8 protein-coding genes are annotated in these 17,909 nt (G+C 26.7%); 5 read left to right on the top strand and 3 right to left on the bottom strand.

From position 1 onward, the window contains the following. Positions 1-71: 71 nt before the first annotated feature. Positions 72-9,833 carry a beta strand repeat-containing protein gene (locus ACXX87_RS01360; protein WP_458573122.1) on the bottom strand — a complete coding sequence of 3,254 codons (9,762 nt, stop codon included), beginning with the start codon at positions 9,831-9,833 and terminating at the stop codon, positions 72-74. Between the two features lie 251 nt (positions 9,834-10,084). On the opposite strand from ACXX87_RS01360, the gene nadE reads away from it, so the two are divergent. The 4 genes from nadE (at position 10,085) to ACXX87_RS01340 (ending at position 12,570) form a co-directional block, all read left to right on the top strand. After that, positions 10,085-10,813, top strand: a complete 729-nt coding sequence (gene nadE / locus ACXX87_RS01355; RefSeq protein WP_458561028.1) for an NAD(+) synthase — start codon at positions 10,085-10,087, stop codon at positions 10,811-10,813. Between the two features lie 84 nt (positions 10,814-10,897). After that, complete coding sequence (locus tag ACXX87_RS01350) at positions 10,898-11,380, top strand: hypothetical protein (RefSeq protein WP_458560555.1); 483 nt, start codon at positions 10,898-10,900, stop codon at positions 11,378-11,380. Further along, complete coding sequence (locus tag ACXX87_RS01345) at positions 11,367-11,612, top strand: hypothetical protein (RefSeq protein ID WP_458560554.1); 246 nt, start codon at positions 11,367-11,369, stop codon at positions 11,610-11,612. Before ACXX87_RS01350 ends, ACXX87_RS01345 begins: the two co-directional genes overlap by 14 nt. Further along, on the top strand, positions 11,605-12,570 hold the full coding sequence (locus tag ACXX87_RS01340; protein ID WP_458561029.1) for an Eco57I restriction-modification methylase domain-containing protein: 966 nt from the start codon (positions 11,605-11,607) through the stop codon (positions 12,568-12,570). The genes ACXX87_RS01345 and ACXX87_RS01340 overlap by 8 nt, the downstream gene beginning before the upstream one ends. A 324-nt stretch (positions 12,571-12,894) precedes the next feature. Here ACXX87_RS01340 and ACXX87_RS01335 read toward each other — a convergent pair whose 3' ends face one another. Both ACXX87_RS01335 and ACXX87_RS01330 read right to left on the bottom strand, forming a co-directional pair. Continuing rightward, the gene (locus tag ACXX87_RS01335) at positions 12,895-14,265 is read right to left on the bottom strand and encodes a dihydrolipoyl dehydrogenase (RefSeq protein ID WP_458561030.1); all 1,371 of its coding nucleotides are present in this window, start codon (positions 14,263-14,265) and stop codon (positions 12,895-12,897) included. 142 nt (positions 14,266-14,407) lie between these two features. Next, positions 14,408-15,154: a tyrosine-type recombinase/integrase gene (locus ACXX87_RS01330; RefSeq protein ID WP_436358470.1), complete on the bottom strand. Its 747-nt coding sequence runs from the start codon at positions 15,152-15,154 to the stop codon at positions 14,408-14,410. 681 nt (positions 15,155-15,835) lie between these two features. Between ACXX87_RS01330 and ACXX87_RS01325 the strand changes: the two genes are divergently transcribed. Then, positions 15,836-17,206, top strand: coding sequence for a transposase (locus tag ACXX87_RS01325; protein WP_458560317.1), 1,371 nt, complete (start codon positions 15,836-15,838; stop codon positions 17,204-17,206). Positions 17,207-17,909 lie beyond the last annotated feature (703 nt).

Raw genomic sequence — 17,909 nt, 5'->3', positions numbered from 1 at the left:
AAAATTTTCTTATTTTAATGTCTTGATAAAACAGAAAAATACATCCTAAAGCTAGAATGTATTTATTAAAATTATCTTTTGAATTGAATTTCTTTGTATGAATTATCTACTTCTGTTCAGTTCATTGGGTATAAGAAAGTTCCATAACCATTTCTTGAGAAAATAACATTTACAAATCTAAGTGTTTCATTTTCTTCTGGTAATTGAGAAAGTGGAATTGTTGTATTTTTAAGATCAAATTCAATTTCTGCAGTGTCATATTGATTTGTTCCATCTGCACTAGGTCTATAAGTAATATTTCTTAAAAAGTCTAATCCTTGACCATTTTTATCTCCAAATACATATTCATCACCTTTTGAATTAACAAATAAAGCATAAGCAATAAATCCTTTACCATTATTTGTATCTGTATTTAATCCACCAGTAGGTGGGGTTGTATTTGGTAAATCAATAATTGCTTTTAATTTCCCTGTATTTTCATTGTATTCAACTCTATTTAAAGAAATTTTTCCTTTGTCATAAACTCCGGTGTTAGAGTTAAATATTGTAGGTCCAAAATTTAAATCTCAGAAATTAGAACTTCCATCAGCGGTTCCTATGAAACTTGTTCCAGAACCAGTTAATAAAGGACTTTGATAATTTTCTCAAACAGTAGATGATTTAGAAGCAAACAGTGTTTTTTCATTTTGAATTTTAAAGTCATTTAAATCAAAGTTGAATATTTTAGCAATTAAATAATCACGAGATGCTTCATTTCTTGTTCCACCTGCTGTTATTCTAATTTTTATATCAACCATATCAGCATTTTCACCAGTAGTTTCACGATTAATTCATAAAATTTCTTTCTTAAATGCTTTTGTAACGTTAGTTCAATCTCTACCTTCTGCTCTAAATTTTCATTTGTCTAATGGTGGTAAATTATTGTTATTTAAATAGTTTCTATTTGGTAAATCACCATCAGGATAAGGAGTATTAAGTCCTGCAGGTCTTGTAGTTCCATAACTTGCAATTGCTCATCATTGATTTTGTTCTTCGGTTGTTGATCTATCTTGTTCTAATCCAGAATTATAATAGAAATTATTTCTACTTAATCCTGCTCATGCTTGTCCTGTAAAGTTAATAAAGGATTGTTTAGCTCTTAAGATAAAACTTAAAGCATTACCTGTTGTTGTAGGTTGTTCATTTGTGAGTCCATTTGGTGATAAAAATTCTCTTCTATTATCACTAGGAGCATAATTATATGCTCCAGTTGCTGAACCAAAGTTAGTTAAGGTTTGTTTTGGATCGTAAACTTTAAGATTGAATTCAATATCATAACCAGTTGTAACAACACCAGAAAGAGATGTAGTTACATATCTTTCTTGAGTTTCTAAGTCGATAGTACTTGTTGTATTATTAATGGTTTTTTCATTAATAAAGGTTCCTGAAATTGAATGAGTTTTCTCTAAGTTATCAAAGTAGCTAAAGTCTATCTCTAACTTATTAACTCTTCCTACTCATTTAAGGATATCTCCTTTAATATCAAAAGTTAAAGTTGTGGTATTAGTTGAGTTATCTCTTGTATAAGAACGATTAATGAATTGTAAATCACTTACAATTTGTTCTGATCCAGATTTACTATTTTTAAGTTGGAAGTTTCATGAGTTAATTAAGTTTGTATTTAAAGCATCGTTAGGATCACTAAAAGTTACACTAACATGTGATAAGAAGGTGTTATTTTTACCTTCTGGGTTATCAGTTGAAGTTATTTGTGCTCCAGTAATAACAGGACGTGCTATTTTGGTTTCAAAGAATTTGGTTTCGTGTGCTGAAATATTAATTGAATTAGAAATACTAAAGGTTATAGCGTTTTCATCTGGTTGTGATTTTAGTCCTAATATTTCATATTTTTTACCTGATTGCACGTCATTAGAATCTAAAGCAAATGTTACAGTAGCAATTTGTCCATTTAAAGTAACGGTTGCAGCTGTTGCATTAGTTTTAGCGGTTGCTGAAGTTGTATCTTCTGCTTCTTTATAATATAGTTTTACTTGTTTATTATTTAAGTATTTATCTTTAGCTGCAAAAGTTAAAGTGACATCAACTCTATTTGTTGTGTTATTAGCATTACTAATAGAAGTAATAGTTGCAGTATTACCTAATGTAGTAAATTGTTTATTTTGTTCTGTTACACTTTCATAATAATTTAAAGTATTATTATCTATTTTTATAGTGTCAATTGTATATGTTGTTTCTTTAGCTAAATTTCTAATTACAAAAGTTGCTACTTGATTACTATCAACTGTTGCATAAATATCTTGATCAATACCTTGAAGTCTTAAAATAGCAAGTTTTCCTATTACTCTTGTTGGTTCATAATCTTTTAAGGTTACAGTTAATGTAGCACTTTCTTCTTGCGTTGTGTTTGCAACTGTTTTAATACCTACATAAGAAGCAAATTCTGTATTTACTCCATTATCTATATTAAATCCTACACTTTGGTGAGCTGAACCGCTTCCAGGCACTGTATTTTCAAAACGAATTACTCTGTATTTTTTACCATTTTTTAAACCACTTAAATTAAATACAGCATTGTTGTTTTCAATAATTACATCAGCAGATAAAAGTGGTTGACCCACAAGGTTATTAGAGTCATCTAATTCTTGATAAACTACTTTCAAGTTTCTTGTATTTACATAACTATCAATAGTTGCAATAGTTGCAGTAATTCTTGCTTCTGTATTTATTATATTAGAATATGCAATATTAGTAATTGTAGCAGTAGTTCCTGAAGTACTAAATTGTTTGTTTTCTACAGTAATATTATTATCTCAACTATATGTATTATCACCTATAGTTAAACTTCTAACATTGTATTGAGTGTCTTTATATAAATTACTTAAATCAAATCTAATAGTTTTATTTGTTTTATCAAAGAAAACATTTTGAACTGTATTATAAGCACTAAAATCAGTAGAATCAGGTGCTCCTTTTGAAAGAACAATTGTTCCTGTAGAATTATCTGCTATATCAGAAACATCACCTTTTAACCTTATTGTAACAACAGCTGTTGTTTGATCTATAGTTCCTTTTGTTATTAAATCAATTACAGGAGTTGTACTAAATGTTTTAATAACATTTTGTTTGTATTGATTTTCAGTTAAAGTAAATGCTGGAAATGGTTGATTACTTATGCTTATACTTACTTCTTCAATACGTACAGCACTAATTTCATATTCAGTACCTGGTTCTAATCCTGTAATATTTAATTCTAATTTTTTTGTATTAGCATCGATTTGTCCTTGAATTGTTGCAGGTGTATCGTTTGTCCCTCTTTTTCTGTAAGATACAGTAATTCTTTTTCTATTTCTTAATAAGTTTTCATCTGCTTTAGCAAAACTTATAGACATTTTTGCACTTGTTGTAGTTTTTTCACCATATTCAATATTTGTAACAGTAGCATAATTACTATTACTATTAAATCTTGAACCATCAGCTAAATTGTATCCAGTTGGTGAGTTAACAGTAGGAACTCCATCAATAAGAATACTTACGATTTGATATCTAGATTCTTTGGAAAGTAATCCTTGAAATTCTATTCAGAAAGTGTTGTAATCTCTGGGTGCTACTTGATTAACTACCATTTCTTCATATTTACCAGTTGCTATGTTATAAATTCTTAATTTAATAGCACCGGGAATATTTTGTAATCTATTTCCGGGATTTGCAGCATTAATAGCAACTAAATCTTTTAAACTACTTACAGATGCTTTAACAGTTACTCTAGCACCATTTTCTTCCACAACATTACCTTCTGCTGCACTTAAACCGACATTATATCCAATAACCCCATCTGGTGTTAATAGATCTTTCATTTCTGGTGTTAAATTATTAGCAAAACTAATTGTTATATTTTCATTTGTATCTACTGTCTGTAAACTTTCAATTCTATATTTTGCCCCTTGTATAAGTCCTTTAAATGCTACTGATCTTGGTTCAGTTCCATCGCTTGTAGCAGTTTGAATATTAGAACTATAACTTGAAGTATTATTAATTTGATTTCCGTTAGCATCAATTCTTCCTTGAAGGATGAATTTGATTGTAGAACCACGAACAATAATGTCTTGACCATCTTGTTTTGCTACTGTAATAGCATCACCGTGAACGTGTACTCCGTTGTCTGGTTGTACTTTGTAGTATTTTAGTTTTAGTGCTTTACCATTCATAAAGGAGTCAACGTCAGAGTCAAAACTTAGTGTTACTTGTGCTTTTGATTTGTTAGCATCTAATCATTTATAACTAATACCTGTAACAGTTGCAGTTGTTGGTTGTGTTCTAAAGGTTTTAGCACTTTCTTGAACTGTGGTTTCGTATTCAAGAATTTGAGCAGTTGAAGAACCAATACTTAATCCTAAAATGGTGTATGTATCATTTTTAGGTAATCCAGTTACATTGAATGTAACTTGGTGTTGATCGTTAAAGTTAGCAGTTGACTCTACTGTAGTGATGGCATTTGTGGAGTTGTTTACAATGTGCACAAATGCTTTTTTGTTTACAAGAGAAGTGTCTTGAGTTTGTAAAGTCATTGTGAATGATGCTGAATTTTCAGTAGTTGTAATAGCACTAATTGCATTAATTGTTGATAAAGTACTAAAGATTTTATCACTTAGATCTTCTAAACTAATAGTTGTATTAGTATCATTATTTTCACTAATGATTACTTCAGTTAGAGTATAACCTGTTCCTGAAGATAAGGTTTTACTATTTATTAATGTTTGAGCATTAACATTAATGATTAATGAACCTTCATCATTAATTGTTGCTGCAGTAGTTTCAAACTCTTCACTTCCTTTTGTGAATTTAAGTTTTGCTTGTTTATTAACTAAATATCAATCTTTGTTAATATCAAAGTTAAGTGATAATAATACTGAATCTTTAGATGCTTCAATAGTTTGTAAACTAGTTGCTCTTGCTTGTTTAGCAGTAGTTTTAAATCTTCTAGAAGCATTGTTTGAATCATTTATTGTACTATTAAATTCAATAGTAGTTCCATCTACTATTACTTCATCAATAACAAATTGATTATTTTTATCTAAGTTAGTTAAGTTAAAGGAAACAGAGTTATTAGTAATGGTTGCATCAGAAGTGTAAAGGGTTTGTGAACCATTAGTTGCACTACTAATAGAAACATTTGCTATTTTACCATTTAGTGAATGTAATCCATCACCAAAAGTTAAAGTTAATCCTATTTGTGTATCACTGTCATTTGTTGTAGGAACAGTAGAAGTAATAGCACTTACAACTGGTAAGGTTGAAAAGTCTTTATTAACATTAGTTTTAAAGTCAACGCTTACACCATCGATGTTAATAGAAACCGCACTAAATCCTGCTCCTTCTTCTAAGTTGTCTAAGTTAAAGGTTAAGGAGTTAGTTGCAGAGTTAACTATAGTTGCACTTGATGTTTGGTTAGTGCTTCCATCTTTTTTATTAATGTAAGTTAAAGTTGCACTTTTGTCTGCAAGGAAAGTATCCACAACTCTATCAAATTGGAATGTAACACTTGTTGAAGATTTAGTTTTACTATTTGCATCTTCAATAATACTAATTACAGTTGCACTTGTTGCACTTGTAGTAAAGTCTCTAATTCTATCAGTTTGATTTTCAGTTGTAAATGATTTATCTAATTCAATAATTCTGTAATCATTTGCAGATTCTTCTAATGAAACATCTTGTAAGATGTATTTAGTGTTTTTATCTAAAGACTCTAATGTAAATGTTGCACTGTTATTTGTAACAGTTGCAGTAGCGGTTTTTAATGTTCCGTTTGCTGCTGAAGCAAATTTAATTAATGCTTGTTTATTATTAAAGGTTTTATTAGTGTCAGCATTTTTAAATGTAACAGTAATAGTTGCATCTTGTTGATGCACTGTTGTTGCTACAACATTTTGCACTACTCCTAATGTGTAGAAAGTAGTAGAATCGTTAGTAATATTAGCAATATTATCAATTGTAATTCTGCTTGCGTTGTATTGTGAACCTTCTTCTAAATTAGTTAATTCAAAATCAGCGTGAATGGTTCCAAGAGTGTTTTTAACAGTTGCAGTAGCAGTTTGTTCACTTCCGTCTTGCACGGTGTAATGTAAAGTTACTTGTCTTTCATTTAAGTAAGCATCAATGTTATCAAATACATAAGAAACAGTTGCAGAATTTTTAGTTACATCTTCAACAGTAATTCTGGAAACAGCAACATTAGTTGCAGTTGTATTAAAGGTTTTAGCAATTCCTGTTTTGATTGTAATGTCTTCAAAGTTAGAGTTTAAAACATTAACTTTAACTCCTACAACTTCATATTCTGTAAATTTATCTAAATCGCTTAAAGCAATAGAAATTTGGTTATTTTCAATTGTTTGACCTGTAGTTAAAGTGGTTGAATTAATTTGACTAACAGCGTTAGTTGTTTTATTTAAAATGGAAAGAATTACATTTTTACCATTGTAGTTATTTTGTGAATCAGCAAAGTGTACTACTACTGTAGCAGTTCTTTCTGCTACGTCATTGAAGTTAAATGAATTAACAAGTGGTCTTGTATAAACAAATCTTTTATCTACTTGCACAGAAGATGCAAAAGCAATGCTAATTGCTTCGCTAGAACCATCTGCTAATGCAAAGTTAGTAATGTTGTATTTAGTTCCTGCTTCTAATGTTTCTGCGTGGATTCTTAAAATTCCACTTTGTACTGTTCCTCTTGCAACTACTGTTTCAGTAGAATTATCTTTGGTTAATGTAACATCTACTTGTTTAGTATCCATGAATTTGTCGATAACATTATCGAATGCTAATTCAAAAGTTACATCATTATCACCATTAGTAATTTGATTTAAGGAAATTACTTTTGATGTTGTGGAAGGTGTTGTAAATTTATTAGTTTCTTGATCAAATGAAGTTATTCTTGGTACTTCAATTCCGTTAATTGAAATTTTATCTAATGTGTAACTTGTAACTTTTTCTAAGTTATTTAAAGTTACAGTTACCTTTTTAGAGTTGAATTGATCTAGTGTTAAATCTTGTTCTACAAAGGCAGAAACTCCATCTGCATTAGTGTATGCTACTTTAATTTTACCTTGAGCTTTTAAGTATGCAGGATCTGCATTAACAAAGCTTAAGTCAAAAGTTGCAGAATTTTCAGTTAAATTAGTTCTGGTAATTAAAGAAACTGCTGGTTTAGTATAGAAAGTTTTATTAGAATCTAAAGTAGTAGGGATAACAAAACGGTAGTCTGCTTCTTGTAATGCTTCATTTCCTGCTGCTGGTTCAATGTGTGGTAATAATTTAGTTACTATGTATTTTTTACCTTCAGCTAAATTAGTTGCATGAGCATTAGCAACTCCTAATTCATCAATAGTTGTTGTTACTTTTTGCTCTGTAGCGTTTGCATCATCTGCTTCTTTAAAGTAAACATCTACTTTTTTATTAATTAAAATAATGTCAGAGTTTAAATCAAAGGAAAGTAGGATATCTGCACTGGTTTCACTTTCGTTTTCAAAACGGATGTTTTGCACATCAAATTGTTTTGCAGTTGTAGTAAAACTATTGTCTGCTCTAGAACTTACTTCACTTCCATAGAAAGTTGGTAATTCAATATCAAATTGAATTCCTGTAATTTGGTATTCTACACCTTTTAATAAACCAGTTATATTAAAGGTTACACCATCTTCATTGATTTCAACTAATTCAGTTGATTTAGGTGAAGATTGTAAAGTTTCTTGTCCTTCTTTAGAATTATTTACTTGGTAAATTAATTTTGCTTTTCTATGTGAAGGTGATTTAGAACCATCTTCTGCTTCGGTTGTAGTAATAGTTTTAATAGCATCAGCAAAAGTTACTTTAATAGTTGCACTAGTATCAGTAATGTTTGATGATTCAATTTTTCTAATTCTTGAGTTTGTAGTAAATTCTTTTTGGCTTTCATTATCTGCTTTTAAAACAGTTTCAATATCTGTTGTATCTTTTAATCTTACAGATAGTAATTTATAAGTTGTACCTGCATCTAATGGTTCTGCTGCTGGTGTAGGTGTTGCCAAAGCATCATCTGTATTTTTATTAATAGCAGTTGAGTTTCCTCCAAGTTCAAAAGTTGCTTTTAAAGCATTAGCAACAGCTTCAACGGTGTATTCTTGCTCACTTGCAGGATTAATTTTTTTGTAAGTTAAAACAAGGGTTTTTCCACTTAAAAAGTTGTTTTCTGGATCATAAACTAAATTAACAGTAGCAGAGTTGTGTCCTGCTTTTGCAAATCCTTGAATGTGTAAATCTGCTTGTCCAACAACTGTTGTAAATGATCTTAAGTTTTCATCTTGATCAATAGCATTATTAAAAGGTAAATTGAATGAATCTTCTGGGTTGTTTTTTGGTGTAATTTTTACTTTAGCAATTTTATATGTTATTCCTTGTAGTAAATCGGTAGCAGTAAAAGTAGCGGTATAAACATCTGCTGTACCTTCTTTTTTAGTTAAAACTTGTTTTTGAATTGCTTTATCATTAAATGGTTCTAATGAAACTTCAATAGATGCACCATCTAAATTTCCTTTATTTTCTTGGGAAATAATGTCAATTGTGAATGTTTTTTGTTTTGGTTCTCTTGGTCCAAAAGTAATAGCACTTACTGCTTCTTGAGTACTAAAGAATAATGCTTTAGAGTCTGGTGATCTTAAAGTATCTTTAAATTCAACTGAAGAGTCTGCTGCTTCAATAGAAACAATTTCGTATTCTGTTCCTTCTTGTAAAGTTGATGATGCATTTTTGGCATTAAAGTCAAAAATAGATGAGTTACCAATAACGGTAGAAGTGATTTCTTTTATTTCACTTGTACCTTTGATTTTGTATTTTAATTTTGTGCTTTTACCAACTAATGAAATTTCTGGTTCGTCATTTGATTTTAGAAAACCTACTGAAATTTGTCCAGTATTTGTTCCCATTTTAATTGTTTGCACGTTATTTACTTCTAGTTTAACTGGTTTAGTTTCAAATGTTGATTTTGCTTCAACGTCATAAGGAACGGCAATTTCTCTTTGTGAAACAATCCCGTTGTATTCGTTTTCATCAACGATTGCTACGTATTCAATTACATATTTTCTTGCTGGTTGTAATCCCTTGATAACAAATTGTGCTTTTCCGTCTTTAATTTCAACAGCTTGGTCAAAAGAAATTCTTGTTTCGTCATTTTTAATATCGCTTGGATTGTCAGAAGCATTTCCTTGTGACACTGTTGTGTAGTGGTATTTTAAAATTGCTTTCTTACCATCTAGAGATTTAATTTCATCAGCAAATTTAACAGTAACTTGTTGTTCTCTGGAGTTTAAACTACTTGTTTCAAATTGAGAAACGTTAGCTTTAGTTACAACTGTTTTTTTGTTTTCGTTTAAAACATTAAATTTCTTTTTCTCTTTTGTAATGCTTTTTGAATCAGTTTCAAAAGAAATTTCATATTGTCTACCAGCTAACAGTTTGTTTTCAAATCCAGTTGAATCAAAACTTCATTTTCTTAAACTCTCAACATATCTTGCATCCCCAGATTGCACAACATTTTTGTTTGCATCTAAAATGGAAACTTTAATAGGTGTTCCATTCAGTCTATAAGTTTGTTCATCACTAAAAGCAAAATCAAAAGCAACACTAGTATCTGTTGTTTTTGAAAAGTTTTGTTCTATATCAATAACATCATATTGGATTTCTTTTCAATTTTTAAAAATGAAAAAAGGAGCCAATATACCAGAACCTATAACCGCTCCACCAAAAGCTAAGGCAATTATAGCCGCTAATTTTTTAGTAAATTTTTTATTTTTTTTATCTTCCATAACTTGTCCTTTTTAGATTTATTTCAATTTTTTTACTAATTTTTTCTTACCAAAAATTTATGGTAAGATTTCTATTAAATTATTATAAAAATAATAATCTAATATTTATTACATTAATAAATAACAAAATTTTACCACATTTTGCCAAAAAAATCATAAAATAAGCAAAAGAGCACACTAAAAGTGTTTTTTTGCTAAAAAACTGATTTTATTTTAATTTTAAAAGTTTAATGTGCTAAAATTTTTGCACTATGAATGTTCAAAAATATACAGATTATTTAGTTAAATGATTGCAAGATGAAGTTGCAAAAGCAAACATGAAAGGTGTTGTTGTTGGTATCTCAGGTGGGATTGATTCTGCTCTTGTAGCAACACTTGCTAAAAGAGCTTTTCCAGATAATAGTTTAGGAATCATAATGCCTATCAATAGCATGCAAAATGATCAAGAAGACATTGCTGCTCTTGTGAAAAAATTTTCTTTAAAAACTGAAACTATTTCTTTAAAAGAAACTTACCAAACATTAGTAGAAGCACTACCTTTAAATGATAAATTAGCTCTTGCTAATATTAAACCAAGATTAAGAATGACTACTCTTTATGCCTTTGCACAAGAACATAAATATCTTGTTTTAGGAACTGATAATTTCTCTGAAATGTATCTTGGTTACTTTACTAAATATGGTGATGGTGGAGTTGATTTATTGCCTATTGTACAACTAACTAAAAGTGAAGTAAGAGCAATGGCAAGATATTTAGAAATTCCAGAAAGTATTATTAATAAGATTCCAACAGCAGGTTTATGAGAAAACCAAAGCGATGAAGCAGAATTAGGTTTTACTTACAATGATTTAGAAACTTACTTTAAAGACAAAAGTAAACTTGATTCAAAAACTATAACCTTAATAGAAAAACAACATAAAATCAGCGAGCACAAAAGAGTTGCTTTACCAAGACCAAAACATTATAGCGAAATCAATTAAAGTAGGAAAAACAAGGCATTTTTCCTAAATTAGTTTTTTTCTTTAATATTTTTAAGCAAAAATGAAATATTTAAGCGGGAGAGTATGACAAAGATAGAAAACGAAAGCGAAAAAGATAAAAAAATTATAGAAACAATTATTTTTGCAATAGTTGAAGAAATCAAAGTTTCTAATATTTCTTTTTCTAAAAATTTTGAAGATGGAAGAACAAACTCAACAATTAATAAAAAAGAAATTTTAAAATTTATTTTAGAAAATCAAAAAATCAAATCATTACTTAAGAAAATGGAATTGAAACTAACAGATAGCAAACCAAGAGAATGATATGATTTAGCCATTGAAGGTGAAACTTCTGAATATTTTGTTCCTATAAACTTAAAAATAACCTCCCTAGACAATAATTCTGGTGATAATTTGAATTCAAAAGGCGGCATTTATTTTGCCTTAACTGGAAATAAACCAGATTTTTCAAATCAAATAAATTGAAATGATTATTTTCAAAAACTTCACGACAATATTAAAGAAAACTACAAGGATTATTATTTTTTAATCATTGATAAAAAATAATTTAAAAGAATCATTCTATACTTCTTTAAAACAAATAGAAACCTTAGTTTCCAACGGAAATAATTTACCATTTCAGTGTATTTGAAGTAAAAATAAAAATTTAAAATATAGAACTTATAATGAAGCTAAACAATTTATTTTGCATTACCTAAGAGAAAGTATAGAAAAAAGAGCAAATATATTAAATGATTTTAACAAATACTTTACAAAAAAAGATGATGAAAATGAATAATATAACACAATTAAATAAAAAGAATTTAGGTCAAGTTTTTACTCCGGAATTTATTGTTAAAAAAATGATTAAATTAATATCTATACAAAATCCAAAACGTATTTTAGAACCTTCATCCGGAACGGGTAATTTTTATTATAAATTAAAGGAAAAATACAGCAATTCAGAAATTATTGCAATTGAAAAAGATAGTACTATAAGTCATAAAGAAGCCATCATTGATTCATATTTTAACACCAACTTTAAAAGTGATGTTATAATAGGAAATCCTCCTTATGTAGACTTTAAAAACATTCAAGAAAATTTGCATTCAAACTTTCTAAATCATAAACCTAATTTATTTTATTTTTTTCTTGAAAAAGCTTTATTTGATTTAGAAGAAAACGGAGAATTAATTTGAATTATATCAAGTAAAATATTTTCCAACAGTAGTGCTAAAAAATTAATAAAACATATATATGATAATTTTTCCATAACATACTGAGAACCGGTTTCTGAAAACGTATGAGAAAACGCATCAGTTCCTACTTCGATAGTAAAAATAGTTAAAACTAAAAATCATCCTAAAAAGTTAGAATATTTTTATAATAATGGAAAAATTATATTTGGTAAACCTTTAGAATTAAATCATAAAATAGTAGTAAAAGTAGGTGGTGCTTCTGGTTTTAATAGCAAAATTAAAGCAGGACTTACAGAATTTATAAATTCACAAACCGAAAGAACATTAAAAACAACAAAAATAGCTTACGAGCCTGAAAAGTGGATAAGACCAACTCCTAAAAGTCCACATAATTTTTCTTTTCAAATTTTTGTTAATTGTTTAACAAGAAAAGAAAAACCTTTTTACATTTTAAAAAAATACACAAGAGAACAAATTTATACATTATGATGCATCAGTTCTTTCGATTTACACTTTTTGTTCTCTTGATGAAACTATGGAGATTCTTGAAAAACTTAATAATTTTGATTGAGAAAAAGCAGGAATTAAAAAAGATGGCAGATTTCATTTTTCTCAATCATTGTTAAGTTCTATTATATTCAGTAATAAATAATAATAAAATGGTATAAAGAAAAAAGAAAAACAATAAATTTAATCAAAAAATAGGTGATTTTTAACTTTTTTACTATTTGTTAGGAAACTTGATAAAGTATAATTATAAAAACAATTTTGTGTTACAATTATATTATCATTAGTAGAGCTGCTGTTGGCAGTTTCCATTGTTCCGGCACTGGAAATAAGAAAAACTCACATTTAGTGAGTTTTTTGAATGCTTTGATTTCATTATTTTTTAAAAGTAAAGTTTCTTGCTGCATAATAAACAGCTTCTGCAATTGTTGGGTGTGTATATGATTTAGTTTGTAAGTCAGTAAATGTTCAATCGTTTTGGATGGCATGAGCTATTTCATTAATTAAAATGTGTGCCCCTTCTAAAAACATAAAACTTCCTAAAATTTTATTTGTTTTTTTATCAATTAAAAATTTAACAAAACCGTGTTTTTTATCTAAACCATCAGCATGTACTCTTGGTAATGCAGCAGCAGGTAATACTAATGATGCATATTCTACATTAGAATTAATTAGTTGTTGTTCGCTTGAACCAACTCCTGCAAATTCAGGATTTAAATAAACAGATCAAGGAATAAATTTAGGATTTACTACCTCGTTGTGTTTTTTATTTAATAATTCTTTTGCAACAATATCTCCTGTTTTATAAGCAGTTGTTGAAAGAAGTAAAATACCTGTTACATCTCCAATTGCATAAACATTTTCTACACTTGTTTCCATTTTGTCATTTACTTTAACAAAACCAGTTGGAGTTAATTCAACATTAAGTTTACCAAATGATTCTGTATTAGCAACTCTACCAACTGCCATTAATACTAAATCATCGGAAAATTCCTGTATTTTTGAATCAATTTCTACTAATAAAGTTTTATCTTTTACTTCTAGAAGTTTGACATTTTCATAAATTTCAACACCTTTTTCTAGTAAGTAATTTTTTACATTTTTTTGTAATTCAATGTCAAAATTACCCATAAAACTTCTTGCTTCTAAAATAGTAATTTTAACTCCAAGAGTTGAATAAAAATAAGCAAATTCTAAAGAAATTGGACCTGAACCAACTATTGTCATTGATTCTGGTAATTTTTCCAATGTTAGTGCTTTATCTGAATCAATTAAAAATCCTTCTTGGTAACCTTGTTCAAAACCTTTAAGGTTTAATTTTCTACTAGAAGAACCGGTAGCTAAAACTAATTTATCAAATTCAATAGTTTCGTTAGTTAGTTTTATAATTTTATTACTTAAAACTTCACCATATTCTTTAAAAATGGTTACATTACTAGAAACTAATAATTTTTCAATATTAACATTTAATAATTCTTTATTATCTTTTCTTCTTTTTTGAATTTCATTTAAATGAAAGTGTTTTCCATTTAAATGAATACCAAATTCTTTAGCTTTTTTTACAGTTTCATAAACTTTTGCAGATTTAATTAAAGTTTTGGTAGAAATACATCCTCTATTAACGCAAGTTCCACCTAAGTCGCTTTTTTCAATTAAAGCGACATTTTTTCCATTTGTAGCTAAAATGTTAGCAAGGCTATATCCACCTGGACCACCACCTAAAACTACTACATCAAATTTTTTCATTTTTTCTCCTTTTTTATAATTTTTTATAAATATATTTTATAGTTTTATTATATAGCAGTTTTATTTAAAAAACTTAGAAAATAATAAAACAAATGAAAAAATTGCATTTTTTTGCATTTTTTTCATTCAGAAAAGTAAATTTTTATTCTTCATAAAAGATTTTGTTGTACATATCTTGATTTTCCCTTTCGGAAAAATGCAAGTATTTAAAAGTGGTTGTAATTTTAATATGGCCCATTAACATTTGTACCATTTTAGGATTTGCATCATTTTTTAAAAGAAAACTAGCAAAAGATCTTCTTAAACTATGTGGTGAATAAATTTTTCCTAAAATTTTCTTGATTTGCTTAGCCACTGTATTTGGCTTGGCATTTTTATATTTATCTCAATTTTCAAACATTATTTTTAATGTTTCATATTTATAAAACAATTGTCTTTCACGATTACCTTTTCCTATAGTATATAGTCTGCCATCTCTAATATTTAAATGCTTTAATTCTCCAATTCTTATTCCTGTTTCAAATAAAAAACGAATTATTGTTTTATAAAAAATTTCTGTTTTCCGTTTAGTTTTAATTGTTGTTTTTTCATAAAGTTCTTCTTTTGTTATTATCGCTCTAAAGTAGAGCGGGATGGGTTTGAGTTTGATTTTGCTTAATTTTTCTAATTTTTCTTCATCCTTTGTATACTTTAAAAAACTATGATAAATATCTTTTAAAGTATGCTGGTATCCACCACCTTTTTTATCATCAATAATAATTTCAATTACTTTTTTAAATTCTTTATTATCAACATCTAAAACATCTCCTAGTATATATTCGTATTGTCTAATTGTATTTTTAGACAAATTAATTTCTGTACAATATTCTAAAAAATCTCTAACTTTCATCTTTCTCCTTATTTATAAAATTTAAAAATACACAAACAAATTTAATTTCATTTTATTTTTGACTTAAAAACTTAACAAAAAATATATAAGTTATAAAATTCAATTTTATTAAATAAAAATTAAATTCTCAAATAGTTCTTTTTTAAATCCGTAATTTTGCACTATTAATGATATATAATTTTTGTTTTCACATTTTTATAAACATTTGTAGAAAAAGTGTTATAATAATATTGTAAACATAGTTCATTACACTTAATTATCTAAATTTAGATAATGAAAACCCCATTGCGCTACAATGAGGTTTTTTTATTATTTTTTGAGGTAATGAACTTTAACAAATTTATAATTTTAGAATTTGATAATAAATACTAAAATTATGATTAAAATTAAGGTTATCATTTTCTCTATGAATAATATAAAACATAGTTCACCACCCCTTTCTGTGACAAAAAACTTAGTCACATTTTAATATTACCACAGAATTTATTTTATTACAAAAATACGGAAAAAATTGGGATTTTTGGTTTATTTTTCCTAAAATTTTTGTGTCATTTTAAGATTAAAACTTTTAACAATCAATGAAAGAATGATAAAATTTTTTACATCGTTAAAAACCAACTTTTGAATTTTATTAATAATTTATTTATAAACAAAAATTATGATTAATATATAATTAATACTATGAAATTAATGCTATATAACTCAACTGGACCAAAAAAGGCAACTTATAAAAATATTGGATATTGACAAGTTAATGGAAAAACCAGAAAAAATGTTAAACTTTTAGGACTAGGAAACGTCATTCAATTAAAAAAGAAAAATGAAAATTTCGAAGCTATAATTAAAGAGGTTATCAAACAATACGATGAAAAAGTTAATTTAGTTTTTTTAAAATCAGAAATAGACAGAGCATTAGAAAACCGAGTTACGTATTGAGATATCTTATATTATGGTTCTGAATTTATAAAAGAATATATTGAAGATATAAAATTATTAAATCAAATTACTTTTGACCAAAATAAAGAAATGAAAGAAGTAATTTCTTATCAAATAGCCAACAAAATAATAAATCCTAAAAGAATAATTGAAGAATTCTATATTAAAAACATAACAACTTTAAATCCAGATTATTCCAAAAGTAATTTCCATCAAGCTTTAAGTATTTTATTTAAAAATAAGTCTAAAATTTTAGATTTTATTTTCAAAAATAAAATCAACAAAGAAAACAACTTATTATTTTTTGATTCAAAAACTATTTATTTAGAAAATATTATAAAGGACAATTTACAAGACTTTAGTTTTTTTGAATATTATGAATTTTATGATGATCAAGTTGTTTTATCTACGATTTACAATGATCAAGGAATACCTATTTTTTATAAAACATTTGCTAAAAATACAGAATATGTTGAAACCTTAATTCCATTATTTGAAGAATTAAAAGAAAGAATTTCTATCAATAAACTAACAATAATAATTAATAAAGAAATGAGTTCTACTGAAAATATACAATTTCTTGAATCTAACAATATAGATTTTATAATTCCATATAAAACAAAAACTGCTTCTAAAAAAGAAAATAACAATATCAAAACCAATGATTCTTTTAAATCTAAAAAAATAAAAACTTTTTCTGTTTATAAAACTTCTTTATTAGAAGTAGAATTAGATTTCTATTGAAATCAAGAAAAAATCCAAGAAATATTCAAAACTTTAAAAAGCAATGATGAAACTGGTTCAATGTTGGTGTATAATCAAAACCACATTGAAGAAAGTGCGTTTTTTTCCTTTATTTCCCTTTATGTTTTCAAAAATTTATTAAGCGAAATAAAAGATTATTATAAGGAATTAGGAAGTTCAGAAAAAATTACTGATAAATCATTAATAAACATTTTAAATAGTTTAGAATATATTGTAGAAAAAGATACAAACACAAAAGAAATTATTAGAAAATTTAAAAAAGAAGGAGAATTTTCTAATAATGCATGAAAAATTTTTGAAGAATTTGAAAACTATATAAAAACCAAAAAATCTAAAATCAATAAAAACTAGTTTAATTTATAATTTTTATAAAAAATCGTGACAAATTATTTCTGTTCTAATAAAAAATTTACAATTTACAAAACATTTGTAGAAAAAGTGTTATAATAATAATGAATAATGGATTCATCACATTTAATTATCTAGATTTAGATAATGAAAAACCCCATTGACGCACAATGAGGTTTTTTTATTATTTTTTTTGAGGTGATGAACTTTAACAAATTTATAATTTTAGAATTTAATTATAAAAACTAAAATTATAACTAAAATTAGAGTTAACACCTTATCTATAAATAATGAAATAATGGATTCATCACCCCTTTCTGTGACAAAAAACTTAGTCACATTTTAATATTACCACAAAATTTATTTTGTTACGAAAATACGGAAAAAATTGGGATTTTTGGTTTGTTTTTCCTAAAATTTTTGTGTCATTTTAAGATTAACACATTTAAAAATTCTATGAAAAAATAATAGAGTTTTTTACATTAGTAAATGCCCTGGGACATTTTGATTAATAATTTGCAAAATTTACATAATCACCTTTAGAAAAAGTGTTATAATAATATTGTAAAGAGATTTCTCATTACACTATAGTTATATAATTTTACAGAATTTATAACTTAAGAATTTAATAATAAAAACTAAAATTATAACTAAAATTAAAGTTAACATCTTATTAATGAATATTTAAATAAATAGTTCATTACAC

The organism is Mycoplasma sp. 613B (assembly GCF_054343485.1).
The sequence above is the reverse complement of the archived record's forward strand: the minus strand, read 5'-3'. Positions and strand labels throughout refer to the sequence as shown.